Genomic DNA, 25,657 nt, shown 5'->3' on the forward strand with positions numbered 1-25,657 from the left:
TTCCCAGCGTCAGAGCTTGATCTCGATGTTCACGTCCGCAGGCAGGTCGAGACGCATGAGCGAGTCGACGGCCTTCGGCGTGGGATCGATGATGTCGATGAGCCGCTTGTGAGTACGCATCTCGAAGTGCTCGCGGCTGTCCTTGTACTTGTGGGGCGACCGGATGACGCAGAACACGTTCTTCTCCGTCGGCAGCGGCACCGGACCCACGACCGACGCACCAGCGCGAGTCACCGTGTCGACGATCTTGCGCGCCGAGCTGTCGATGACTTCGTGGTCGTAGGACTTGAGCCTGATGCGGATCTTCTGTCCCGCCATGGCGCTTCTACTTCCCTCTGTTTGGAACCGGCCCGTCCGACCCCCGCACTCGGGCGTGTCGCTTGGCGCGACACACCACCCTGCTGCGTACCGTTTCCGGCACAGGATCGGTGGTTGTTGTCGGGCGTCAACCACCGGGTGATCCCGGGGTCCAGACGCCGTCCACGTGTGTGAGCCCCGTCGTGTGCTGCGCGCGCGAACGCGCCGCCCTCAACTAGGCAACCTGAACAGTGTGCCAGAGTGCGCGGTGGAACTCCAATCGCCTCCAGCACACCGAGCCCCCAGAACCGCGTGATCTCCCGCACAGGAGCGCTCGGGCGACGGTCGCCGGGCCACTCGGGACGCCCCGACGCCGCCGACCACGGACAGGACCGGGCGCGCAGACGGCCGAAGGGCCCGGGAGCCGAAGCTCCCGGGCCCTTCCGTCAGATCAGCTGCCCCGGGGGGCGAGCATCACTTGATGATCTTGATGACCTTGCCCGAGCCGACGGTGCGGCCACCCTCGCGGATGGCGAAGCCGAGGCCCTCCTCCATCGCGATGGGCTGGATGAGGTTCACGTGGATCTCGGTGTTGTCGCCGGGCATGACCATCTCGGTGCCCTCGGGCAGCGTGATGACGCCGGTGACGTCGGTGGTGCGGAAGTAGAACTGGGGGCGGTAGTTCCCGTAGAACGGGTTGTGACGGCCACCCTCGTCCTTGGCCAGGATGTAGACCTGGCCCTCGAACTCGGTGTGCGGCGTGATCGAGCCGGGCTTGACGACGACCTGGCCGCGCTCGACCTCCTCGCGCTTCGTGCCACGCAGGAGCAGACCGACGTTCTCGCCGGCCTCGGCGTAGTCGAGCAGCTTGCGGAACATCTCGACGCCGGTGACCGTGGTCTTGATCGCCTTCTCCTTGATGCCGACGATCTCCACCTCCTCGTTCACCTTGAGCTTGCCGCGCTCCACGCGACCGGTGACGACGGTGCCACGACCGGTGATCGTGAAGACGTCCTCGATCGGCATGAGGAAGGGCTTGTCGATGTCACGGACCGGGTCCGGGACGTTCTCGTCGACCGCGGTGAGCAGGTCCTCGACGGACTTGACCCAGACCGGGTCGCCCTCGAGCGCCTTCAGGCCGGAGACGCGCACGACGGGGACGTCGTCGCCGTCGAAGCCCTGGGCCGAGAGGAGCTCGCGCACCTCGACCTCGACGAGCTCCAGGATCTCCTCGTCGTCGACCATGTCGGTCTTGTTCAGCGCGACGAGCAGGTAGGGCACGCCGACCTGACGGGCGAGCAGGACGTGCTCACGCGTCTGGGCCATCGGGCCGTCGGTCGCCGCGACCACGAGGATGGCGCCGTCCATCTGCGCCGCACCCGTGATCATGTTCTTGATGTAGTCCGCGTGACCCGGAGCGTCGACGTGAGCGTAGTGACGCTTCTCCGTCTGGTACTCCACGTGCGCGATGTTGATCGTGATACCGCGCTGCTTCTCCTCAGGCGCCTTGTCGATCTCGTCGAAAGGCGTGAAGGGGTTCAGGTCGGGGTACTTGTCGTGCAGCACCTTCGAGATGGCCGCGGTCAGCGTCGTCTTGCCGTGGTCGACGTGGCCGATGGTGCCGATGTTGACGTGCGGCTTCGTCCGCTCGAACTTCGCCTTGCCCACTGGGTGTCCTCCTCAGGACTTGGTAGAGATTGGCCGACGTTCTGCGGCTACCGGACGGTAGCCGTTCGACGCGGCGTCCTACGGGTCGGTTTGTGTGATGGAACTACAGGGTTCGACCTGTGGGACTACTCGCCCCGGGTCTTCTTGATGATTTCCTCGGCAACGTTCCGAGGAACCTCGGCGTAGCTGTCGAACTGCATCGAGTACACCGCGCGACCCTGGGTCTTCGACCGCAGGTCACCGACGTACCCGAACATCTCGGAGAGAGGAACCTGTGCACGGACGACCTTCACGCCCGTCGCGTCCTCCATCGACTGGATCATGCCGCGGCGCGAGTTGATGTCGCCGATGACGTCACCCATGTACTCCTCAGGAGTACGGACCTCGACGGCCATGACCGGCTCCAGGAGAACCGGGTCGGCCTTGCGGACCGCTTCCTTGAGGATCATCGAGCCCGCGATCTTGAACGCCATCTCCGAGGAGTCGACGTCGTGCGCGGCACCGTCGAGCAGGATCGCCTTGACGCCCACGAGCGGGAAGCCCGCGAGGACGCCGAGCTGCATCGCGCTCTGGATGCCGGCGTCGACCGACGGGATGTACTCGCGCGGGATGCGGCCACCGGTGACCTTGTTCGAGAACTCGTACAGCTCGCCCTCGGCGGGGTCCAGCGGCTCGAAGGTCATCTGGACCTTCGCGTACTGGCCCGAGCCACCGGTCTGCTTCTTGTGCGTGTAGTCGATCTTCTCGACCGTACGACGGATCGTCTCGCGGTACGCGACCTGCGGCTTGCCGACGTTGGCCTCGACCTTGAACTCGCGACGCATGCGGTCCACGAGGATGTCGAGGTGGAGCTCGCCCATGCCGCCGATGACGGTCTGGCCGGTCTCCTCGTCGTGCTTGACGCGGAAGGTCGGGTCCTCCTCGGCCAGCTTCTGGATGGCCACGGAGAGCTTCTCCTGGTCACCCTTCGTCTTGGGCTCGATGGCGACGTCGATGACCGGCTCGGGGAACGTCATGGACTCGAGCACGACCGGCGAGGCCGGGTCGCACAGCGTGTCGCCCGTGGTGACGTCCTTGAGACCGATGAACGCGTAGATGTGACCGGCCGTGGCGTCCTCGACTGGGTTCTCCTTGTTGGAGTGCATCTGGAAGAGCTTCCCGATGCGCTCCTTCTTGTTCTTGGTCGAGTTGAGCACCTGGGCGCCCTGCGCCACCTTGCCCGAGTACACCCGGACGTAGGTGAGCTTGCCGAAGAACGGGTGCGAGGCGACCTTGAACGCGAGGGCCGAGAACGGCTCCGTCGAGTCCGGGTGACGCTCGACGACGAGCTCCGGGTCCTTCATGTCGTGGCCCTCGACCGCGGGGACGTCCAGGGGCGTCGGCAGGTAGTCGATGACGGCGTCGAGCATGGGCTGGACGCCCTTGTTCTTGAACGCCGAGCCGCACAGGACCGGGTAGGCCTCGGACTTGACCGTGAGGTGGCGGATGCCGGCCTTGATCTCGGCCTCCGTCAGCTCCTCGCCGCCGAGGAACTTCTCGAGCAGCTCGTCGCTGGTCTCCGCGACGGCCTCGAGCAGCTCGGCGCGGTACCGGTCCGCCTTCTCGACCAGGTCGGCCGGGATGTCCTCGACCTCGTACTTCTCGCCCAGCGCGGTCTCGCCACGCCACACGAGGGCACGCATCGTGACCAGGTCGACGACGCCGATGAAGTCGTTCTCGGCGCCGATCGGCAGCTGGATGACCAGCGGCTTGGCCTTGAGCCGGTTCACGATGGTGTCGACGGTGAAGTAGAAGTCCGCGCCGAGCTTGTCCATCTTGTTGACGAAGCAGATGCGCGGGACGTCGTACTTGTCGGCCTGACGCCAGACGGTCTCCGACTGGGGCTCGACGCCTTCCTTGCCGTCGAAGACGGCGACGGCGCCGTCGAGGACGCGCAGCGAGCGCTCGACCTCGACCGTGAAGTCCACGTGGCCCGGGGTGTCGATGATGTTGATCTGGTTGTTCTTCCAGTAGCAGGTCGTCGCGGCGGACGTGATCGTGATGCCGCGCTCCTGCTCCTGCTCCATCCAGTCCATCGTCGACGCACCGTCGTGCGTCTCACCGATCTTGTAGTTGACCCCGGTGTAGAACAGGATCCGCTCGGTGGTCGTCGTCTTGCCGGCATCGATGTGAGCCATGATGCCGATGTTGCGGACCTTCGTGAGGTCCGTCAGCACATCCAGTGCCACGTGAGTTGCCCCTTGTCGGTTGGCTTGGGTGGCGCCACCGGTCCGGCCCGAGGATCGGACCAGCGGCGCAGCGCCCGTGAGTGCCGGGTTTACCAGCGGTAGTGCGCGAAGGCCTTGTTGGACTCGGCCATCTTGTGCATGTCCTCGCGACGCTTCACCGCGGCACCGAGGCCGTTGGACGCGTCGAGGATCTCGTTCATGAGGCGCTCGGTCATCGTCTTCTCGCGGCGTGCGCGCGAGTAGTCGGTGAGCCAGCGCAGCGCGAGGGTGGTCTGGCGGACCGGACGCACCTCGACGGGCACCTGGTACGTGGCGCCACCGACGCGGCGCGAGCGCACCTCGAGCGACGGGCGGACGTTGTCCAGCGCACGCTTGAGCACGACGACCGGGTCGCCCTGCGTCTTCTCACGGACGCCCTCGAGGGCGCCGTAGACGATGTGCTCCGCGACGGACTTCTTGCCGTCGAGCAGGACCTTGTTGATCAGCTGCGTGACGACCGGGGACCCGTAGACGGGGTCGATGACGAGCGGCCGCTTCGGGGCCGGACCCTTGCGAGGCATCAGCCCACCTTCTTCGCGCCGTAGCGGCTGCGCGCCTGCTTACGGTTCTTGACGCCCTGCGTGTCGAGGGCACCACGGACGATCTTGTACCGGACACCCGGGAGGTCCTTCACACGGCCACCGCGCACGAGCACGATCGAGTGCTCCTGCAGGTTGTGACCGACACCGGGGATGTACGCGGTGACCTCGACCTGGCTCGAGAGGCGGACGCGCGCGACCTTGCGGAGCGCGGAGTTCGGCTTCTTCGGGGTCGTGGTGTAGACGCGGGTGCACACACCGCGTCGCTGGGGGGAGCCCTTGAGGGCAGGCGTCTTCGACTTGTTCGTCTTCGCCTGCCGGCCCTTGCGGACCAGCTGCTGGATCGTAGGCACTACGTCTCCGTCTGTTGGATGAATCTCTGGTCGACCGGCACCCGTCACCCTGGACGGCCGGCATGGTCGAGGTTCGTCGCCCGTCGCGCGACTACCTCGCAGTCCTTGCGTCCCGAACCGACCCCCGCACCCGGGCGTGTCGCCCCGGCCCTCCGCACCGCAGTCCGCAAGGTTGCCTTGGCGGAGAGACGGCGCGGTGGAGAGAGACCACCCGATGCGCCCGGCCCGACCATCCCCGCGAGGGGCGTCCACCGAGTGCATGCGCGAGAGCCCGACGGCGCGGGCACGGTGTCCTACGTTACCCGGCGCCCGGATGGGCGTCAAAGCGGCAGGCAGTTCGTCCGGTCACAGCCCCACCGCCCCCGGACGGCCCGAAGGGGCCCACCGACCGGTGAGCCCCTTCGGGTCAGGTACGTCCCGACGTCAGCGGTAGTCGCCGAAGTCGATGTCCTCGAGCGGGATCGCCTCGCCGGAGCCGAGGCCCAGGGCGGGGAAGTCGATCTCGTCGTAGCCGAAGGTCGGGTACAGCTCGGCCTTCGCCTCCTCGGTGGGCTCGACCGCGATGTTGCCGTAGCGGGGCAGACCCGTCCCGGCCGGGATGAGCTTGCCGAGGATGACGTTCTCCTTGAGACCGAGCAGCGGGTCGGACCGACCCGACATCGCGGCCTCGGTGAGCACCCGGGTGGTCTCCTGGAAGGAGGCCGCCGACAGCCACGAGTCCGTCGCGAGCGACGCCTTCGTGATGCCCATGAGCTCCGGACGACCCGACGCCGGCTGACCGCCCTCGGACACCGCAGCGCGGTTCGCGTCCTCGAACCGCCCACGCTCGGCGAGCTCGCCGGGCAGCAGGTCGGTGGTGCCGGAGTCGAGGACCGTCACGCGGCGCAGCATCTGCCGCACGATGACCTCGATGTGCTTGTCGTGGATGTCCACACCCTGCGACGAGTAGACGACCTGCACCTCGTCGACCAGGTGCTTCTGCGTCGCACGCGGGCCGAGGATGCGCAGGACCTTCTTCGGGTCGACCGCACCCTGGACGAGCTGGGTGCCCACGGAGACGTGGTCACCGTCCGAGATCAGCAGGCGCGAGCGCTTGGTGATCGGGTAGGCGATCTCCTCCGAGCCGTCGTCCGGGGTCAGGACGAGGCGACGCGAACGGTCCCCCTCCTCGACCGCGATGCGGCCCGAGAACTCCGCGATGGGCGCCTCACCCTTGGGGGTGCGGGCCTCGAAGAGCTCCTGGACACGCGGCAGACCCTGCGTGATGTCGTCGGCCGACGCCACACCACCGGTGTGGAAGGTACGCATCGTCAGCTGCGTGCCGGGCTCGCCGATCGACTGGGCCGCGATGATGCCGACGGCCTCGCCGATGTCGACGAGCTTGCCGGTGGCCAGCGAACGGCCGTAGCAGCGTGCGCAGGTGCCGACGCGCGACTCGCAGGTGAGCACCGAGCGGATCTTCATCTCGGTGACGCCCGCCTCGAGCAGACGGTCGAGCAGCACGTCGCCGACGTCGTCACCGGCGTGGCCGATGACCTCGCCGTCGATCGTGACGTCCGTCGCCAGCGTGCGCGAGTAGACGCTCGTCTCGACCTTGTCGTGACGACGCAGGGCGCCGTCCGACCCGGGCACGCCGATCGGCATGGTCAGGCCACGCTCGGTGCCGCAGTCGTCCTCACGGACGATGACGTCCTGCGAGACGTCCACCAGACGACGGGTCAGGTACCCCGAGTCGGCGGTCCGCAGAGCGGTGTCCGCCAGACCCTTGCGGGCACCGTGCGTCGCGATGAAGTACTCGAGGACCGACAGTCCCTCGCGGTAGTTCGACTTGATCGGACGAGGGATGATCTCGCCCTTCGGGTTGGCGACGAGGCCACGCATACCGGCGATCTGGCGGACCTGCATCCAGTTACCGCGAGCACCCGAGCCGACCATCTTGTAGACGGTGTTCTGGCGCGGGAAGTTCTCCTGCATGGCCTTGGCGACCTTGTCGGTGGCCTGCGTCCAGATCTCGATGAGCTCCTGGCGACGCTCGTCGTCGGTGATCAGGCCCTTCTCGTACTGGCCCTGCACCTTCGCCGCGCGTCCCTCGTGCTCCTCGAGGATGGCCGCCTTGGCCGCCGGGGTCGCGACGTCCGAGATGGAGATCGTGACGCCCGAGCGGGTGGCCCAGCGGAAGCCGGCCTCCTTGAGCGCGTCCAGCGAGGCAGCGACCTCGACCTTGGGGTAGCGCTCGGCCAGGTCGTTGACGATGACCGAGAGCCGCTTCTTGTCGACGACGCCGTTCTCGTACGGGTAGTCCACGGGCAGCAGCTCGTTGAACAGCGCACGACCCAGGGTCGTCTCGAAGATGAGCGTGTCTCCCTCGGTCCAGCCCTCGGGAGCGTCCTCCTCGGTCAGCACCAGGTCGTCGAAGCGGATCTTGACCACGGCGTTCAGGTCCAGGGAGCCCTGGTCGAACGCCATGACCGCCTCGGAGACGGTGCTGAAAGAGCGGCCGGAGCCGAGCGCCTCGTCCTTGTCGTTCGTCAGGTGGTACAGACCGATGATCATGTCCTGCGAGGGCATGGTCACCGGACGACCGTCCGACGGCTTGAGGATGTTGTTGCTCGAGAGCATGAGGATGCGGGCCTCGGCCTGCGCCTCGGCGCTCAGGGGCAGGTGGACGGCCATCTGGTCGCCGTCGAAGTCCGCGTTGAACGCGGCGCAGACGAGCGGGTGCAGGTGGATCGCCTTGCCCTCGACCAGCTGGGGCTCGAACGCCTGGATGCCCAGACGGTGCAGCGTGGGCGCACGGTTGAGCAGCACGGGGTGCTCGGTGATGACCTCTTCGAGGACGTCCCACACGACCGGGCGAGCACGCTCGACCATCCGCTTGGCCGACTTGATGTTCTGCGCGTGGTTGAGGTCCACGAGACGCTTCATCACGAACGGCTTGAACAGCTCGAGCGCCATCTGCTTGGGCAGGCCGCACTGGTGGAGCTTGAGCTGCGGGCCGACGACGATGACCGAACGGCCCGAGTAGTCGACGCGCTTGCCGAGCAGGTTCTGACGGAACCGACCCTGCTTGCCCTTGAGCATGTCCGAGATCGACTTGAGCGGGCGGTTGCCCGGGCCCGTCACCGGACGGCCACGGCGGCCGTTGTCGAACAGCGAGTCGACGGCCTCCTGGAGCATCCGCTTCTCGTTGTTGACGATGATCTCGGGCGCGCCCAGGTCGAGCAGCCGCTTGAGGCGGTTGTTCCGGTTGATCACGCGGCGGTACAGGTCGTTCAGGTCCGAGGTGGCGAAGCGGCCACCGTCGAGCTGGACCATCGGACGCAGGTCCGGCGGGATGACCGGGACGGCGTCGAGCACCATGCCGGTGGGCGAGTTGGTCGTCGTGAGGAACGCGTTGACGACCTTGAGCCGCTTCAGGGCACGCGTCTTGCGCTGGCCCTTGCCGGTCTTGATGATCTCGCGCAGCGCGTCGGACTCGGCCTCGAGGTCGAACGCCTCGAGGCGCTTCTGGATCGCCGCGGCGCCCATCGAGCCCTCGAAGTAGTTGCCGTACCGGTCCTGGAGCTGGCGGTAGAGCATCTCGTCGCCCTCGAGGTCCGCGACCTTGAGGTTCTTGAACCGGTCCCAGACGGCGTCGAGGCGGTCCAGCTCCAGGTCCGCACGCTTGCGGATCTGCGCCATCTCACGCTCGGCGGAGTCGCGCACCTTGCGGCGGGCGTCGGCCTTGGCACCCTCGGCCTCCAGCTCGGCCAGGTCGGCCTCGAGCTTGGTGGCGCGGGTGTTGATGTCGTTGTCGCGGCGGTCCGAGATCTCCTTCTTCTCCAGGTCGATCCCGTTCTGGAGGTTGGGGAGGTCCTCGTGGCGACCGTCGACGTCGACCCACGTGATCATGTACGCCGCGAAGTAGATGACCTTCTCGAGGTCCTTCGGGGCGAGGTCGAGCAGGTAGCCGAGACGCGACGGCACACCCTTGAAGAACCAGATGTGCGTGACGGGCGCGGCGAGCTCGATGTGGCCCATGCGCTCACGACGGACCTTCGAGCGGGTCACCTCGACGCCGCAGCGCTCGCAGATGATGCCCTTGAAGCGCACGCGCTTGTACTTGCCGCAGTAGCACTCCCAGTCCCGGGTGGGACCGAAGATCTTCTCGCAGAACAGGCCATCCTTCTCCGGCTTCAGGGTCCGGTAGTTGATGGTCTCGGGCTTCTTCACCTCACCGTGCGACCAGGCACGGATGTCGTCGGCCGAGGCAAGGCCGATACGCAGCTCGTCGAAGACGTTGACGTCGAGCAAGAGGGGTCCTACTTCCTTCGCTTGCCGGTGTGAACCAGCTGAACGGAAATGGTGCTAAAGGTGCGGGCCTGCCACCCACCCTCCACGGAAGGGCGGCAGGCTCGACGTCAGATCTCTTCGATGCTGCTGGCGTTCGGACGCCGGGACAGGTCGATGCCGAGCTCCTCCGCTGCGCGGTAGACCTCGTCGTCGTTCTCCTTCATGTCGATGGAGACGCCGTCCGAGGAGAGCACCTCCACGTTCAGGCAGAGCGACTGCATCTCCTTGAGGAGGACCTTGAAGGACTCCGGGATGCCCGAGTCGGGGATGTTCTCCCCCTTGACGATCGCCTCGTACACCTTGACGCGTCCGGGGACGTCGTCCGACTTGATGGTGAGGAGCTCCTGCAGCGTGTAGGCAGCGCCGTACGCCTCCAGGGCCCAGACCTCCATCTCGCCGAACCGCTGTCCGCCGAACTGCGCCTTACCACCCAGCGGCTGCTGCGTGATCATCGAGTACGGACCCGTGGAACGTGCGTGGATCTTGTCGTCGACGAGGTGGTGCAGCTTGAGGATGTACATGTAGCCGACCGCGACCGGGTCCGGGAACGGCTCGCCGGAGCGCCCGTCGAACAGGCGCGCCTTGCCGTCGCCGCCCACGGTGCGCACGCCGTCGCGGTTCGGCAGCGTGGCCGAGAGCAGACCCGTCAGGGTCGCCTCCGGGACACCGTCGAACACGGGCGTGGCCACGGGGTTGCCGGCCGGCGAGGACGCGGCGATCGCCGGGACCTCGTCGCGCCACGACACGTCGCCCTCGGCGAGCTCGATGTCCCAGCCCTGCTTGGCCACCCAGCCGAGGTGCGTCTCGAGGACCTGGCCGACGTTCATGCGGCCGGGGACACCGAGCGGGTTCAGGACGACGTCGACCGCGGTCCCGTCGGCGAGGAACGGCATGTCCTCGACCGGGAGGATCTTGGAGATGACGCCCTTGTTGCCGTGACGGCCGGCGAGCTTGTCGCCGTCCGTGATCTTGCGGCGCTGCGCGATGTACACGCGGACCAGCTCGTTGACGCCGGCGGGCAGCTCGTCGCCGTCCTCACGGCTGAACGTGCGGACCTCGATGACCGTGCCGGACTCGCCGTGCGGGACCTTGAGCGACGTGTCGCGGACCTCGCGCGCCTTCTCACCGAAGATCGCACGGAGCAGGCGCTCCTCCGGGGTCAGCTCGGTCTCGCCCTTGGGCGTGACCTTGCCGACGAGGATGTCGCCGGCGCCGACCTCGGCACCGATGCGGATGATGCCGCGCTCGTCCAGGTCCGCGAGGACCTCCTCGGAGACGTTCGGGATGTCCCGCGTGATCTCCTCCGGGCCGAGCTTGGTGTCGCGCGCGTCGACCTCGTGCTCCTCGATGTGGATCGAGGACAGCACGTCGTCCTGCACGAGGCGCTGCGACAGGATGATCGCGTCCTCGTAGTTGTGGCCCTCCCACGACATGAACGCGACCAGCAGGTTGCGGCCGAGCGCGAGCTCGCCCTCGTCCGTGGCCGGGCCGTCGGCGAGCACCGAGTTGACCTCGACGCGGGCGCCGGTGTCGACCAGCACGCGCTGGTTGTACGAGGTGCCCTGGTTGGAGCGGCGGAACTTGGCGACGCGGTACGTCGACGTGGTGGCGTCGTCGTTGGCGACGACGATCAGGTCGGCCGACACCTCGGTGACGACACCCGGCTTCGTCGCGACGATGACGTCGCCCGCGTCGATGGCCGCGCGACGCTCCATGCCGGTCCCCACGAGCGGGGCCTCGGAACGGACCAGCGGGACGGCCTGGCGCTGCATGTTGGCACCCATGAGGGCACGGTTGGCGTCGTCGTGCTCGAGGAACGGGATCAGGGCCGTGGCCACCGACACCATCTGGCGCGGGGAGACGTCCATGTAGTCGACGGCCTCGCCGGCGACGTACTCGATCTCGCCGCCCTTGACGCGGACCAGGACGCGGTCCTCCTCGAAGGCACCGTTCGCCTTGAGCGGGGCGTTCGCCTGCGCGATGACGTGGCGGTCCTCGTCGTCGGCGGTCAGGTAGTGGACCTCGTCGGAGACCTTGCCCTTGATGACCTTGCGGTACGGCGTCTCGACGAAGCCGAACGGGTTGATCCGCCCGTACGTCGCGAGCGAGCCGATGAGGCCGATGTTCGGGCCCTCAGGGGTCTCGATCGGGCACATGCGGCCGTAGTGCGACGGGTGGACGTCACGGACCTCCATGCCGGCGCGGTCGCGGGACAGACCACCCGGGCCGAGCGCGGACAGACGACGCTTGTGCGTCAGGCCCGCGAGCGGGTTGTTCTGGTCCATGAACTGCGACAGCTGCGAGGTGCCGAAGAACTCCTTGATCGACGCCACGACGGGGCGGATGTTGATCAGGGTCTGCGGCGTGATCGCCTCGACGTCCTGCGTCGTCATGCGCTCGCGCACGACGCGCTCCATCCGCGACAGGCCCGTGCGGACCTGGTTCTGGATGAGCTCGCCGACCGCACGGATGCGACGGTTGCCGAAGTGGTCGATGTCGTCGGGCTCGACGCGGATCTCGACGGCCTCGCCGGCACGCGTGCCCGGCAGGGACGGCAGGTCGATGTGCAGCGACGCGAGGTACTTGATCGTGGCGACGACGTCGTCACGCGAGAGCACCGAGTCCCCGAGCGGGACGTCCAGGCCGAGCTTCTTGTTCAGCTTGTAGCGGCCGACCTTCGCCAGGTCGTAGCGCTTCGGGTTGAAGTAGAAGTTCTCGATGAGCGCGCGGCCGGCCTCGACCGTGGGCGGCTCGCCCGGGCGGATCTTGCGGTAGAGGTCGAGCAGCGCCTCGTCCTGGGTCTGGACGTGGTCCTTGTCCAGGGTGTCGATGACGGCCGGGTAGTTGGCGAACTCCTCGCGGATCTCCGCGTCCGTCATGCCGAGCGCCTTGAGCAGCACCGTGGCGTTCTGCTTGCGCTTGCGGTCGACGCGGACACCGACGTTGTCGCGCTTGTCGATCTCGAACTCGAGCCAGGCCCCGCGGCTCGGGATGACCTTGGCCGTGAGGACGTCCTTGTCGGACGTCTTGTCCGCGGTGCGCTCGAAGTACACGCCGGGCGAACGGACGAGCTGCGAGACGACGACGCGCTCGGTGCCGTTGATGATGAACGTGCCGCGCTCGGTCATGAGCGGGAAGTCGCCCATGAAGACCGTCTGGCTCTTGATCTCACCGGTGGTGTAGTTGACGAACTCCGCCGTGACGAAGAGCGGCGCGGCGAAGGTGAAGTCCTTCTCCTTGCACTCCTCGGCCGTGTACTTCGGCGGCTCGAAGCGGTGCTCGCGGAACGACAGCGACATGGATCCGCCGAAGTCCTCGATGGGCGAGATCTCCTCGAAGATCTCCTCGAGACCAGCGGTCTCGGGAACGTCCTGCCGACCCGTCTCGAGGGCCGCGGCCACCCGGGCCTGCCACGTCGCGTTGCCCAGCAGCCAGTCGAAGCTCTCCGTCTGCAGACCGAGCAGGTCCGGGACCTCGAGGGGCTCGTGGATCTTGGCGAAGGAGATACGGCGAGAGGCGGTGCGGTTCGCGATGGCGTCGGCGGTCGGAGCAGAAGGGGTGCGCGAGGCAGCCAAAAGAGGGGTCCTTCCCAGCGGATCGAGTGCACGCTGCACTGGTCCTGGCTAGGCGCGATCCCCCGGCCGGCGAGCCCCACGACGACGTGTCTTGACGACGAAGGTGGGCTCGGGTTATACGGGATCGCGGGCACAGGCCAGCGCAAAGCGCTAGCATACTCGGCCGCCGAGTCAAAGTCCACCCGGCATCGACACCTCCTGGCGCCACCCGACACGTCGGGCGACGGACCCTGAGGCGTCCGGTACGAACGGGCGGCTCCGCCCGCACGGCGACGTCATTGGCGCCGCGCACATGGTGGCACACGTGGCCGGACCGCGAAAGTCCGTCCCCCATGCGGACGCGGCTCCGGGACGTCTCTCCCCGCGTCGTCGGACGCGACGAGGCCCGCACCCCGTGCAGGGTGCGGGCCTCGTCGAGCGTGCTACCTCCGCGCGACCGGAAGACCGGCGACGGAGGCGGTGATCACTTGAGGGTGACGGTGGCGCCAGCGGCCTCGAGGGTCGCCTTGGCCTTCTCGGCGGCCTCCTTGGTGACACCCTCCAGGACGGCCTTGGGGGCGGCGTCGACGACGTCCTTGGCCTCCTTCAGACCGAGGGACGTCAGGACGCGCACCTCCTTGATGACCTGGATCTTCTTGTCACCGGCGGCCTCGAGGACGACGTCGAACGAGTCCTTCTCCTCCTCGGCCTCGGCCTCGGCAGCGCCGCCGCCGGCGCCGGGGGCAGCCGCGACGGCGACCGGAGCAGCAGCGGTGACCTCGAAGGTCTCCTCGAACGCCTTGACGAACTCGGAGAGCTCGATGAGGGAGAGCTCCTTGAACGCGTCGATGAGCTCGGTGGTGGTGAGCTTCGCCATGGTGGCGGTTCCTTCCGATCGATGCCCGGTGGCCGTGCGGCCGACCCGGGCGGGGGGTTCAGTGAGTGCCTGTCGCCGGATGGCTCAGGCAGCGACCTCGGCCGACTCCTCGCGCTTGAGGCGCAGGGCGTCGACGGTGCGTGCAGCCTGAGCGGCGGGCGCCGTGAACAGGTAGGCCGCCTGGTAGAGCGACGCCTTGAACACGCCGGCAGCCTTGGCCAGCAGAACCTCACGGGACTCGAGGTCCGCGAGCTTGGTGACGTCCGCAGCGGTCAGGGCGCGTCCGTCGAGGACACCGCCCTTGATGACCAGTGCGGGGTTCGCCTTGGCGAAGTCACGCAGACCCTTGGCGGCCTCGACCGGGTCACCGGAGACGAAGGCGATCGCCGACGGGCCCGTGAGCGCGTCGTCGAGGCCTTCGAGGCCGGCATCCTTGGCCGCGATCGCGGTCAGCGTGTTCTTCACCACGGCGTAGGTTGCGTTGCCGCTGAGCGCCTTGCGCAGCTTCTTGAGCTGCGCAACGGTGAGCCCGCGGTACTCGGTCAGCACGGCCGCGTTGGAGTCGCGGAACAGGTCCGTGAGCTCTGCGACTGCGGCTGCCTTGTCCGGCCTCGCCATGGCAATCCTTCCGATGGTGGTGCCACCGGTCGTCACGCCCCGCACACAAAAGAGCCCCGCGCAGGCGCGGGGCTCGGCAGGCAGCTCGGCGCAAGCCGAACCATCCGGGAACACTCACCTGCGCTGGCCTCCGCTGCTGCGGGACTTCGGGCGATCGGGCCGCGAGCACTGCGTGCGCACGACACGGTCGACGACCGGCGGTCTTTGGGTGGTCCCAGCCTACGGCACCGGTCCAGGGCCACCAAATCCGGCCTCAGGCGGCTCCGTGCGCGCTGAACGTGCACCAGTTGACGAAGCCCTCCGGCGTCGAGCGGTCGACCCGTCCACGAGCAGCGTGCAGCGCCCGCGCGAGCGGCAGCCCGTCGCGCAGACCACGGTGCAGCTCGAGCATCAGGTCGACCGCGGCGACGTCCGGCACCGCCGCGATGCTGGCGACGACGCCCGCGGTGCCCTGCGCGAGCATCGCGCTGACGAAGCCCAGCACCTCGTCGCCCGCGTAGGCGACGTCGGCCCCCGAGTGGCACGAGGCGAGCACGAGCCGGTGGGGTGCGACGCCTGCGCCGTGCAGCTCCTGGACCGTCACCGGCCCGTCGGCGAGCAGGAGCGAGGAGAACATCGGGTTGTCGGCGCGAGGTGAGCCGTGGCAGGCGAGGTGTGCGAGGTCGGCGTCGGCCAGTGCGGCGACGACCTCCTCGGCACCCGCACCTGCCGAGGCGAGCACGAGGGCGCCCGGGTGGACGTCGCGCAGGGCCTCGACCTCCTCGCTCGCCCCCGTCAGGTCCGGACCGGCCACGAGGACCGTCCGGCCCGCACCCTCGCGCGCCCGTGCTGCGGCGCGCGTACGGACCCAGAACGTCGCGGAGGGCGCTTGCGCGAGCGGCCCGTCGTGCAGGCAGGACCACGGGACACCGTGCAGCATCCCCACCGGGACGACCACGAGCTCGTCGTGCTCGCCCACGCCCAGCGGCGCCATCAGCAGGGCGCGCAGCCGGGCGATCCGCAGCTCTGCGCTGGCGCGCGCGGCCTCGGCGGCGGCGACGCCGCGAGGGTTGGCCAGGCGTCGCAGCGCGAACAGCAGCGGCCGGAGCTCGGTGACGACGTCCTCCTCGGCACCCAGCTCGACCAGCCGCGCGTGCCGCGGCTCGACGACGACCGCGACGAGCCGGCCCTCGAACTTGCCGAGCTCGACCAGCGTGCGCCCGTCGAGCGCCTCCCGGAGGGCGGCCAGCCCGCGGAAGTGCGGCACGCCGCTCCCCTCGCTCGCACGGACCCTGCGCGACCAGTCGTCCGCGGAGACGCGGGGGGCGGTGTCCGCCACCACCACGCCCCGACCCGGACCCGTCGACCCCGCCACGGAGCCCGCGCGACGCTGCGCCATCGGCACCTGCGAGGCAGGGAACCTCGTGAGCAGGGCGGCGGCCCGTGTCCGTTCCATCCACGCCAGCGCCCTGGCGGGAGACCCTCCCGCCAGGACCACGCCGAGACCGATCTCGCCGAGCTCCGCCCCGTGCCCGGACGCCAGCGCCCGCAGCTCGATCGTGGGCAGCGCGGACCGGTGCACAGCCAGGTCGCGCAGCCCCGAGCGGCACTCCTCGAGGGCGGCGGCCGGTCGGCGGGCCGCGCGCTCCGCCAGGGCCACGGCCAGACGTCCTCGCAGGCGCACCAGCACCTGCCCGTTGCGGGCCAGGTCCCCCGCCCGGACGAGCGTCGCGATCGCGTCCCGGGGTCGGTCGACCGCGAGGGCCACCCGGCCCGCGACCAGGTAGGCCTCGACGGCGCTGTGCAGGTTGCCGGCGCGTTCGAGCCGGCCGGCCGCTCGTCGCGCGGTCCCCACCTCGGCGACCCCGACCGACCTGGCCTCGAGCCGGGCCTCGACGCCCACCAGGACCGCCCGGTCACGCCAGCCGGCGCGCCGCTGGTGGCGCGCCGCCTCCGCCGCCGCGTCCGCGTGGTGCCGGGCTCCGTCGACGTCGCCGGTGAGCAGCGCGATGCGAGCGAGCCGCAGCCGCGCCTCCGTCGCCATCAGGGAGCCGCCGGACTCCTCCAGCTCGTGCACCGCGCTGCGCGCAGCCGTCGCGGCCTCCGGGAGCAGGCGCAGGTCCATCATCGCGTCCGCGAACTCCGTGTAGTACTCCCCCAGCGGGATCCCGGCGTCGGAGTACGCCCGCGCGGCACCCTCGAAGTCGTGCATGCCCTCGCGCAGCCGACCGGCCCGCACCGCGATCCACGCCCGGGTCTGGATGGCGGGCGCGAGCAGGCCGGGCGCCTGCTCGCAGAGGTCCACGGAGGCGTCCGCGTGCTGGAGCGCCTCGTCGAACGCCCCGCGCTCGGCCAGCAGCATGGCGAGGTTGTTCGTCGCGATCACCGTCCGGCTCACGTCGAGCTCACCCTCCGCGAGCAGCGACCGGTAGCGCTCCTCCGCAGCCAGCAGGCGCCCGGCGTTCTGGTCGAGCACCGCGCGCGACAGCCGGATGCGGCCGTGCAGCAGCGCACGCTCGGCCGGGTCCATCGCCGACGCGCGGTCGACCGCCGCCAGCGCGTCGTCCAGGTCGCGTGCCGCGCCGGCCGTCCGGCCCATGTCCTGCAGCACCGTCGCGCGGCTCACGAGCGCGCTCGCCTCGACGTGGGCCAGCGTGTGCTTGCGGCTGATCCGCACCGCCTCGTCGAGCAGGCGACGCGCGGACGTTTCGTCCCACAGGGCCCGAAATGTCCAGGCCAGCACCCGTAGGCTCAGACCGAGCAGCTCGGGGTCGTGCAGCCGCCGAGCGAGGGCGACCATGTCGGTCGCCTGGCCGGCCACCGCCCGCGGGTGGAGGTCGGCCGACTCCATGAGGCCCTGCACATGTATCAGGAGCGCGTCTCGTCCCTCTGGAAGGGAGTAGGCCTCGCCCACGGGCGGGGAATGCTCGTTGACGTGGGCGGACGGCACCATTCTTCGCATTCTAGGCAGACACACAGGGAGCAGATGTGAGTATCCCCTCGGGCCGTGGGCCCGGAGCCGGTGGCGATCCCTTCGGCGGCGAGTACCGCCGGTTGCGCGCAGGTCAGGCCGTCACCTCGGAGGTGCAGCAGGCCATCCGGAGACAGGTCGACGAGCTCGCCCTGCGCAAGACCGACGCCGGGCTGCGGCGCCGGCTGAACACCGCCGTCCAGGACCGCTGGATCCGCAGCCGAGGCACGCAGCTGGCCGTCCGGCGCAAGGACCGCGGCGAGGACGCGATCGTGATCAGCGGCGAGCTCCTGCTGACCACGCGGACCTGGGAGGACCCGGTCGCACGGGCCTACGTGACCCGGCGCGGCCTGTCGCCCGCACCCGTGGGCTGCGCCGACCTCGAGAGCCGGCTGGTCCGCGTCGTCACCTCCGGACCGACCACCCCCGAGCACCTCGAGGACACCGTCGCGGAGCTGCGCGCACGCGGCTTCGCTGCGTCGCTCACCCACATCACGCCGCTGTCGCCGGTGATGAAGACCTCGAGCGCCGTCGCGGCGCCGGCCGCGGAGACGTTCCCCGACTACGTCAAGGCGTCGACCGGGGACGGCAGCGGCGCCCGGGTCGCCGTCGTGGACACGGGCATCGACGCGGTCATCCGGGGCGACGGCTGGCTCACCGAGGTCCCGCGCCAGCCGGTCGACGACACCGCGACCGACGTGAACGACGTGAACATCGACCCGCTGGACAACGACCCGGCCGACGGCCTGCTCGACCTGTCCGCGGGCCACGGCACGTTCGTCAGCGGCATCGTGGTCCAGGTGGCCCCCGGCGTCGACCTCTCCGTGTACCGCGCCCTGAGCGCGGGCGGGACGGGCAGCGAGATCGAGGTGGCCTGCAAGCTCATCGCCGCGGTGCGCGACGGCGCGCAGCTGGTCAACCTGTCCCTCGGCACCCAGACCCAGTTCGACCAGCCCTCGCTCGCGATCGCGGCCGCGCTGGAGGTCGTCCGGGAGATCGAGAAGGAGCGCGGCGAGGACGTGCTGATCGTGGCCGCCGCGGGCAACTTCGGGGACACGGTCCCGACGTGGCCGGCCGCGTTCCGGCGGGTCGTCGCCGTCGGGTCGCTGACCGCGGACCTGCGACCGAGCGTGTTCTCCAGCCGTGGGTGGTGGGTCGACTGCGCGACCGTCGGCGAAGGCATCCTGTCGCCCTACGTCGCCGGTGAGCAGTCCCCCGACTTCACCAACGAGCCCGCCACCTTCGGGCCGGACTCCTTCGCCCGGTGGAGCGGGACGTCGTTCGCGGCGCCGCAGATCGTCGGCGCGGTGGCCCGGCTCATGCACGAGCGCGGCCTCGACGCCCGAGCGGCGTACATCGAGCTGTTGGCGCTCGGACGGCCGCTGCCCGACTTCGGGCAGGCCTTCTCGATCCTGCCGGGCGTGTGAAACGTGCTGGGCACCTTGCTGCGACCGGGCCATGATGGCTTCCAGGTTGCGAGACGAAGGGATCCACACATGGACGACGAGGATCCGTACCGCCGGCGGGACGTCCCCGCCCTGGTGACGGGCGCGCTGGAGGGCGACTCCCGCGCGTGGTCGGAGATCGTGCGCCGGTTCACCCCGGCCGTGGTCGCGCGCGTCCGCCAGTTCCGGCTCACCCCGCACCAGGCGGAGGACGTCGCGCAGACGGTGTGGCTGAACCTGCTCGAGAACCTCGAGAAGCTCCGCGACCCGAACGCCCTGCCCGGGTGGATCGCCACCACGGCGCGGCACGAGTGCATCCGGGTCACCAACGTGAACCGGCGGACCGTCCCGGTCGACCCGCAGACCGGTCGGCTGGACGGCGTGTCCGACTCCGACCTCGACGAGCGGATGCTCGCGGTCGAGCGAGAGCGGGCGCTGCGCGAGGGGCTCGCGGAGCTGCCCGACCACCAGCGCGACATCCTGCTGATGCTCGCGGTCGACCCGCCGTTGAGCTACGCGGAGATCGCGGAGAAGCTCGGCGTCCCCGTCGGCTCGATCGGCCCCACCCGGGGTCGTGGACTCGCCCGCCTGCGACAGACGGCGGCGATCAAGAACTACGTGCGGGCCTGGACGGCCTCCACGGCTGAAGAAGGAGGACGCGATGTCCTGGCACTCGGATGACCGCGCCCACAGCTCCACCGATCACCCCGGCTCGCCCTGGGCCGACGACGAGGTCCTCGGCGCCGAGCTGGTCACCGCACTGGCCGAGCGGGAGACCTACGACCGGGTCGTCGCCAGCGCCGACCTGGCGTTCCGCGCCCACCGCGGCATGGTCGACGCCCGGGCAGGACTGGAGATGGACCTCCTGCTGCTCGAGCTCGTCTACGACTCCAGCGCCCTCGACGCGCCCGTCGGCGTCCGTGACCGCTCCGGCGGGACCTCGCGCACGCTCGTGTTCGAGGGCCACGGCCTCGGTGTCGAGGTGGAGGTCGAGTCGTCGTCGATCGAAGGTCAGCTGCTCCCCGCCACGCCAGGACGGGTGAGCCTGCGGACGCCCGACGGCGTGGTCGCGACGATCGAGACCGACGACGTGGGGTACTTCCGGTTCGACGTCCACCCGGACGGGCCGCTGCGGCTGGAGTGCTCCAGCGAGGGCGGCACCTGCCTGACCCAGTGGTTGCCGTACTAGCAGCCGGACACCCACGAACGGCGAAGGCCCGGTCCGCAGGGGGGACCGGGCCTTCGTCGCTGCCCCGACCGGCGAGCCCCGCACGACACGCCCGCCGCGACCGAGCGCATGGAGCTGCGCGACGCGGGGGCGTCGGCGAGCGTTCACCACGTCACGCTCCTCTCGCCGGTCATCACGGTGGGCGGACACGCCGGACCCGCAGCCGCCGACGGTCTGGGCTCGTTCGCGCTCTTCGGCGCCGCCCGCGCCCGCTGAGGCGGTGGCCGGGCAGCCGAGCGTCGCCCGGCACACCGGCAGACACGCCGGTGCTCGTGGATGCACGGGCCGTCGCGCATCCATTCCGGGGTGTTCTGCCCCGGTTTGCGGCTAGGTTGCTGCCGCGCCGGCAGGGTGCCGGCGCAGTCGAAGGAGATTCCATGACCGCCGACCTGGACATCGCGACACCGACCCCGACCCTCACCGAGCGCGTGGCCCGCCAGGCCGACGGGCTGCTCAGCCAGCAGAACGACCCGGCCGTGCGGCACGGGCTGCTCACCACCGTCCAGGCCCGCCGCGCCTGGCGCGGCGAGCAGACCCTCGACCTCGTCGTCGAGGACGACGACCACGAGCTGCTCACCGTCCACGGCCAGGTCCTGGTCAGCACCGCCGATCTCGCGCTCCCCGAGGTCCAGGCGGTCCTCGACAGCCACGGGCTCACGGTGGGCACCGACGACCTCGTCACCGTGCTGACCACGTCCGGCGACGCCGCCGCGGTGCTCGACGCGCTCCGCGGGGCCGGCGCGACCGCCACGCTGCACCACGTCACCCTGCTCGGACCGATCGTCAAGCCGTTCGGCACCGCCGGACCGGTCGCCGCTGAGGGCCTCGGCTCGTTCCCGGCCTACCGGGCTGCCCGCGCCTGACAGCACTCCGGAGCCGGGCGCCGCCGCCAGCGCGCCCGGCTCCGACACCCCGTCTCTCCCGGTGAAGGGCACCATGACTCGCGAGCACACGGAGCGACCCGTCGTCGCCGTGATCGACAGCGGCATCGCCGCGGAGACTCGCGCGGACGGCTGGCTGGCCGCCGTCGAGCGGCACGGCGGCGCGGACGCCGAGAGCAACATCGACCCCGTGGACTACCTCGGCGACGGGTCGGACCGGCTGGAGCTCAGCGCGGGGCACGGCACCTTCGTGGCCGGGATCGTCGCCCAGGTCTGCCCGACGGCCGACCTCGTGATGTACCGGGCGGTCCCCGCCGACGGAGTCGGGACGGAGCTCGACGTCGCGCGGGCGATGGTGCGCGCGGCCGAGGACGGGGCGCACATCCTCAACCTCTCGCTCGGCCACCAGTCGGAGCGCGACGAGCCGTCGCTCCCCTTGGCTGCGGCCGTCGCCCGGATACGTCAGATCGAGGCCGAGCGGAAGGAGGAGATCGTCGTCGTCGCGGCCGCCGGCAACTTCGGCGACGACCGGCCCACGTGGCCCGCTGCTCTGCACGACGTCGTCGCGGTCGGATCGGTGGACACGGACCTGCGGACGTCCGCCTGGTCGAGCCGCGGTGCGTGGGTCGACGTCGCGACCGTGGGCCGCGGGGTCCTGTCCACCTACGTCCGGGGGCAGTCGTACGACGAGGGCGGATCGGTCGTCGACGAGTTCGGGGACAACGCGTTCGCCCGCTGGACGGGCACGTCCTTCGCCGCCCCGCAGGTCGCGGGTGCGGTCGCCCAGGAGATGGTGCGCGCGGGGGTCGGGGCACGGTCTGCCCTCCGCACGGTGCTCGCCGGCGCTGTGCGGGTCGGCCGTGAGGGGACCCCTGTGCTCACGGTGCTCCCGGGTATGTGACACGCCGCCGGCCGAGCCGCGTCAGGTCGGCGACGACGCCGCACCGACAGCCTCGCCGGCGGGGCGCTCGTCGGCAGGGTCCGACGCGACCTCCACCGCACCCGCTCGGCCGTGCAGGGAGGACTCCAGGAGCCCGACCACCGGCCGGGCGACCAGGCCGGCTGCCGCGAAGACCACGGCGAGCCCGACCCAACCCCGCCAGTCCGCGCCGAGCACCAACGTCGTCACGGCGATCGGGGCGATGACCGACTCGGCGATCGGCGCCAACGTGAACACCGACATGTACTGACCCTCGATCTCGGGTCGTGCGTACCGGTAGCTGAGCGACCACGAGCCTGCGGCCTCCCAGAGCTCCCCACCGGTCAGTGCGATCACCGCGAGGACGAGCAGGGAGGCACCGGCCCAGGTCGGCACGTGCGCCGTGAAGGCCACCAGGACACAGCACGCGGCCAGGCACAGACCCGCGAGCGTCAACGCGCGGCGTCCGGCGCCCGCCGACTCCCCGTGGCTGGCGAAGCGGACCTGGAGCGCCACGGCCAGGGTCGTGTTGATCACCACGAGCACCGGGATCCAGACGGCCGGGACGTCGGTGTGGTCGCTGATCCACAGCGGGATCCCGACGACCAGGAGCGTGATGTGCGCCATCAGCACCATGCTGGTGAGGGTGAGCAGCAGGTACGGACCGTCCTTGAGCGCCGTCGGGACCTCGACGCGCCACCGACGGCGCACGCGCACCGGCCCGGCCGGCGCGACCACGTCGGGCACGCCGTCGACGCTGTCTCCGGCGGCCCGGATCCGGGCGATCACCCCGGCCGCGACGACGTACGACGCCGCCGTGAGGAACATGATCGCCGCATAGGCGGCCCGGCTGTCGAAGGCGATGAGCGGGGCGGTGAGCGCCGCCCCGACGGTCGACCCCGCGTTGCGCCACGACCGCATGAAGGCCAGCGTCCGCACGCGGTCCTGCGCGCCGACCGCGGTGCTGACCAGTGCCCGCAGCGACGGGATCACGCCGCAGTCACCGATCGTCACGAGGGTCGTCACCACGACGAAGGCCGTGAACGACGAGGTGAAGGGCAGCACGGCCATCCACACCGCCCGCCAGACGTACATGACGACGAGCATCCGGCGGGCACCGATCCGGTCCGACAGCATGCCGAGCGGCACGGTGAAGAGGAACCCGACCAGGTTCGCGATGGCGAACCCGATCCCCACGGACGCGGCGTCGAGGCCCAGGCCCCTGGTGAAGAAGACGATCGATCCCGCGATGAAGAATCCTGCGCCCACCGAGTCCACCGTTGCCGCCAGGGTGAGCTGCCGCCCGGGGCCTCGAGGTGGGACGAGGGCGCTGAGTCGGAAGGTCATCCGGACATGGTGGCGGAACTCGACGCCCCTTATGTCCCGTTCTGGTGACGAGTTGATCCGAGGTCGTCCACAGACGAAGGCCCGGCCCCCCACCGGGGGGCCGGGCCTTCGCTGACAGCGACGACCGTCAGGCGGCGTCTTCCTCGAGCAGGTTCCTCGTCTTGTTCTGGTCGACGAGGATGCCGGGGCCGTTCGTCGTCGAGAAGGTCGCCTTCGCGATGTAGCGGCCCTTCGAGGCGGACGGCTTCAGACGCAGGATCTCGTCGAGCGCGGCGGCGTAGTTCTCCACCAGCGCGGTGTCGCTGAACGAGGTCTTGCCGATGATGAAGTGCAGGTTCGCGTGACGGTCCACGCGGAACTCGATCTTCCCGCCCTTGATGTCGGACACGGCCTTGGCCACGTCCATCGTCACGGTGCCGGTCTTCGGGTTCGGCATGAGGCCACGCGGGCCCAGGACCTTGCCCAGTCGACCGACCTTGCCCATGAGGTCGGGCGTCGCGACGGCGGAGTCGAAGTCGGTGTACCCGGCCGCGACCTTGTCGATCAGCTCGTCGCCACCGACCTCGTCGGCGCCGGCCGCACGGGCCTGCTCGGCACGCTCACCCGTCGCGAAGACGATGACGCGGGCGGTCTTGCCGGTGCCGTGGGGCAGGTTGACCGTGCCACGGACCATCTGGTCCGCCTTGCGCGGGTCGACACCGAGGCGGAACGCCACCTCGACGGTCGCGTCGTACTTGGTGGTCGACGTCGCCTGCGCGAGGCGGACGGCCTCGAGCGGGCTGTAGAGACGGTCGGCCTCGATCTTCTCGACCGCGGCGCGGTACGCCTTGCTGTGCTTGGCCATGCTTCTTCTCCTTGTTGTGGTCAGTCGGACCGGTCAGGCCCTTCCACACTTCTCAGCGAGCCGGGATCGGCCCACCGTCTCTTGCAGGGTGCTCAGCCCGCGGGGCTCACGCCTCGGTCTGGGCTGCGCTCACACTCCGCTGCGATCAGCCCTCGACCTTGATGCCCATCGAGCGGGCGGTGCCGGCGATGATCTTCTCGGCTGCGGCGAGGTCGTTCGCGTTGAGGTCCTCGAGCTTGGTGCTCGCGATCTCGCTGATCTGCGCCTTGGTGAGCGTGGCGACCTTCACGGTGTGCGGCGTCGGGGAGCCCTTGGCGACACCGGCGGCCTTCTTGATGAGCTCGGCAGCCGGCGGCGTCTTCGTGATGAAGGTGAACGAGCGGTCCTCGTACACCGTGATCTCGACGGGGATGACGTTGCCGCGCTGCGCCTCGGTGGCCGCGTTGTACGCCTTGCAGAACTCCATGATGTTGACGCCGTGCTGGCCCAGCGCCGGACCGATGGGCGGCGCAGGAGTGGCCGCGCCGGCCTTGATCTGGAGCTTGATCAGGCCGGTGACCTTCTTCTTCGGGGGCATTGCTACATCCGTTCGTGTCGTGGGCCGACGCCGTGGGCGATGACCCGGTTGCAGTGCTCGCCCGCAGCGCGGGGAGCGTCAGTCAGATCTTGGCGACCTGGCTGAAGGACAGCTCGACCGGGGTCTCCCGGCCGAAGATGGAGACGAGGACCTTGAGCTTCTGGTTCTCGGCGTTGATCTCGGAGATCGTCGCAGGCAGCGTGTCGAACGGGCCGTCGGTGACGGTGACCGACTCGCCGACGGTGAAGTCGACCTTGATCTGCGACGCGGCCTTCGCGGCACCCGCGGCCGTGGTCGGCTGCTTGGGCTCCAGCGACGGCGCGAGCATCGAGAAGACCTCGTCGAGCGTCAGCGGCACGGGCTGGTGCGTGTGGCCGACGAAGCCGGTGACGCCCGGCGTGTGCCGGACGGCGCCCCACGACTCGTCGGTGAGGTCCATGCGGACCAGGACGTAGCCGGGGATGCGGACGCGCTTGACGACCTTGCGCTGCGCGTTCTTGATCTCCACGACCTCTTCCATGGGGACCTCCACCGCGAAGATGTAGTCCTCCATGTTCAGGCTCTGGCGGCGGTTCTCGAGGTTCGCCTTCACGCGGTTCTCGTAGCCCGCGTAGGAGTGGATGACGTACCAGTCACCGAGCTGGCTCCGGAGCTGCGCCTTGAACGCGGCGACCGGGTCCTCCTCGACGTCGGGCTCGTCCTCGACCTCGGCCTCGTCGGCCTCGACCTCGGCGGCAGGCTCAGCACCCTCGTCGGCCGGCTCGTCGCTCTCGGTGGCGTCGGCGACGACGTCCTCGGGCGAGGCGTCCTCGACGGCCGACGACTCGACGGCCTCGACCGACGCGATGGCGTCCTCGAGCTCCGCCTCGGCGCCCGTGGTGGGCTCCTGCGACTCCTGCGACACGTGCGAACCTGCTTTCTCCTGCGTGTGCGCCCCGGCGTGCCGGTGCGATGTGTGCTC

20 protein-coding genes are annotated in these 25,657 nt (G+C 69.9%); 6 read left to right on the forward strand and 14 right to left on the reverse strand.

The annotated features are described in order from the left end of the window. Nucleotides 1-9 precede the first annotated feature (9 nt). From rpsJ to CTE05_RS01165, 10 genes are all read right to left on the reverse strand, one after another. Nucleotides 10-318, reverse strand: coding sequence for a 30S ribosomal protein S10 (gene rpsJ, locus CTE05_RS01120; protein ID WP_013117879.1), 309 nt, complete (start codon nt 316-318; stop codon nt 10-12). Nucleotides 319-771: 453 nt separating this feature from the next. Then, on the reverse strand, nt 772-1,965 hold the full coding sequence (gene tuf, locus CTE05_RS01125; protein ID WP_146844274.1) for an elongation factor Tu: 1,194 nt from the start codon (nt 1,963-1,965) through the stop codon (nt 772-774). Between the two features lie 125 nt (nt 1,966-2,090). Further along, the gene (gene fusA / locus CTE05_RS01130; protein WP_146844275.1) at nt 2,091-4,193 is read right to left on the reverse strand and encodes an elongation factor G; all 2,103 of its coding nucleotides are present in this window, start codon (nt 4,191-4,193) and stop codon (nt 2,091-2,093) included. Between the two features lie 89 nt (nt 4,194-4,282). Then, a complete protein-coding gene (gene rpsG / locus CTE05_RS01135) occupies nt 4,283-4,753 on the reverse strand; it encodes a 30S ribosomal protein S7 (RefSeq protein WP_028045072.1) in 471 nt (156 codons plus the stop codon). Further along, on the reverse strand, nt 4,753-5,124 hold the full coding sequence (gene rpsL, locus CTE05_RS01140) for a 30S ribosomal protein S12 (protein ID WP_013770160.1): 372 nt from the start codon (nt 5,122-5,124) through the stop codon (nt 4,753-4,755). The genes rpsG and rpsL overlap by 1 nt, the downstream gene beginning before the upstream one ends. Before the next feature lie 423 nt (nt 5,125-5,547). Next, a complete protein-coding gene (locus CTE05_RS01145) occupies nt 5,548-9,417 on the reverse strand; it encodes a DNA-directed RNA polymerase subunit beta' (RefSeq protein ID WP_146844276.1) in 3,870 nt (1,289 codons plus the stop codon). Between the two features lie 107 nt (nt 9,418-9,524). Further along, entirely contained in the window at nt 9,525-13,031 is a 3,507-nt protein-coding gene (gene rpoB, locus CTE05_RS01150; protein ID WP_146844277.1) for a DNA-directed RNA polymerase subunit beta, read from the reverse strand. Between the two features lie 463 nt (nt 13,032-13,494). Further along, a complete protein-coding gene (rplL, locus tag CTE05_RS01155) occupies nt 13,495-13,887 on the reverse strand; it encodes a 50S ribosomal protein L7/L12 (RefSeq protein ID WP_146844278.1) in 393 nt (130 codons plus the stop codon). 84 nt (nt 13,888-13,971) lie between these two features. Continuing rightward, the gene (rplJ, locus tag CTE05_RS01160) at nt 13,972-14,505 is read right to left on the reverse strand and encodes a 50S ribosomal protein L10 (protein WP_146844279.1); all 534 of its coding nucleotides are present in this window, start codon (nt 14,503-14,505) and stop codon (nt 13,972-13,974) included. Between the two features lie 253 nt (nt 14,506-14,758). After that, the gene (locus CTE05_RS01165; RefSeq protein WP_146844280.1) at nt 14,759-17,335 is read right to left on the reverse strand and encodes a CHAT domain-containing protein; all 2,577 of its coding nucleotides are present in this window, start codon (nt 17,333-17,335) and stop codon (nt 14,759-14,761) included. Nucleotides 17,336-17,472: 137 nt separating this feature from the next. Here CTE05_RS01165 and CTE05_RS01170 point away from each other — a divergent pair, with 137 nt between their 5' ends. The 6 genes from CTE05_RS01170 to CTE05_RS01190 all read left to right on the forward strand — a co-directional run bounded on the left by CTE05_RS01170 (nt 17,473) and on the right by CTE05_RS01190 (nt 21,910). Beyond that, nucleotides 17,473-18,882 carry a S8 family peptidase gene (locus CTE05_RS01170; RefSeq protein ID WP_146844281.1) on the forward strand — a complete coding sequence of 470 codons (1,410 nt, stop codon included), beginning with the start codon at nt 17,473-17,475 and terminating at the stop codon, nt 18,880-18,882. 69 nt (nt 18,883-18,951) lie between these two features. Then, entirely contained in the window at nt 18,952-19,581 is a 630-nt protein-coding gene (locus CTE05_RS01175; protein WP_146844282.1) for an RNA polymerase sigma factor, read from the forward strand. Next, nucleotides 19,562-20,089, forward strand: coding sequence for a hypothetical protein (locus CTE05_RS01180; protein WP_146844283.1), 528 nt, complete (start codon nt 19,562-19,564; stop codon nt 20,087-20,089). The genes CTE05_RS01175 and CTE05_RS01180 overlap by 20 nt, the downstream gene beginning before the upstream one ends. A gap of 108 nt (nt 20,090-20,197) precedes the next feature. After that, nucleotides 20,198-20,344, forward strand: a complete 147-nt coding sequence (locus CTE05_RS20095; RefSeq protein WP_186814687.1) for a hypothetical protein — start codon at nt 20,198-20,200, stop codon at nt 20,342-20,344. Nucleotides 20,345-20,505: 161 nt separating this feature from the next. Continuing rightward, nucleotides 20,506-20,991: a hypothetical protein gene (locus tag CTE05_RS01185; RefSeq protein ID WP_146844284.1), complete on the forward strand. Its 486-nt coding sequence runs from the start codon at nt 20,506-20,508 to the stop codon at nt 20,989-20,991. Nucleotides 20,992-21,064: 73 nt separating this feature from the next. Continuing rightward, nucleotides 21,065-21,910, forward strand: a complete 846-nt coding sequence (locus tag CTE05_RS01190; RefSeq protein ID WP_146844285.1) for a S8 family peptidase — start codon at nt 21,065-21,067, stop codon at nt 21,908-21,910. 21 nt (nt 21,911-21,931) lie between these two features. On the opposite strand, the gene CTE05_RS01195 is transcribed toward CTE05_RS01190, so the two are convergent. The 4 genes from CTE05_RS01195 to nusG form a co-directional block, all read right to left on the reverse strand. Continuing rightward, a complete protein-coding gene (locus CTE05_RS01195) occupies nt 21,932-23,275 on the reverse strand; it encodes an MFS transporter (protein WP_146844286.1) in 1,344 nt (447 codons plus the stop codon). A gap of 127 nt (nt 23,276-23,402) precedes the next feature. After that, complete coding sequence (rplA, locus tag CTE05_RS01200) at nt 23,403-24,119, reverse strand: 50S ribosomal protein L1 (protein WP_146844287.1); 717 nt, start codon at nt 24,117-24,119, stop codon at nt 23,403-23,405. A gap of 145 nt (nt 24,120-24,264) precedes the next feature. Next, nucleotides 24,265-24,696 carry a 50S ribosomal protein L11 gene (gene rplK, locus CTE05_RS01205; RefSeq protein WP_055912123.1) on the reverse strand — a complete coding sequence of 144 codons (432 nt, stop codon included), beginning with the start codon at nt 24,694-24,696 and terminating at the stop codon, nt 24,265-24,267. Nucleotides 24,697-24,778: 82 nt separating this feature from the next. Then, complete coding sequence (gene nusG, locus CTE05_RS01210) at nt 24,779-25,600, reverse strand: transcription termination/antitermination protein NusG (protein WP_146844288.1); 822 nt, start codon at nt 25,598-25,600, stop codon at nt 24,779-24,781. Between the last annotated feature and the right edge of the window lie 57 nt (nt 25,601-25,657).

Source organism: Cellulomonas terrae, from assembly GCF_007990265.1.
GTDB lineage: Bacteria > Actinomycetota > Actinomycetes > Actinomycetales > Cellulomonadaceae > Cellulomonas > Cellulomonas terrae.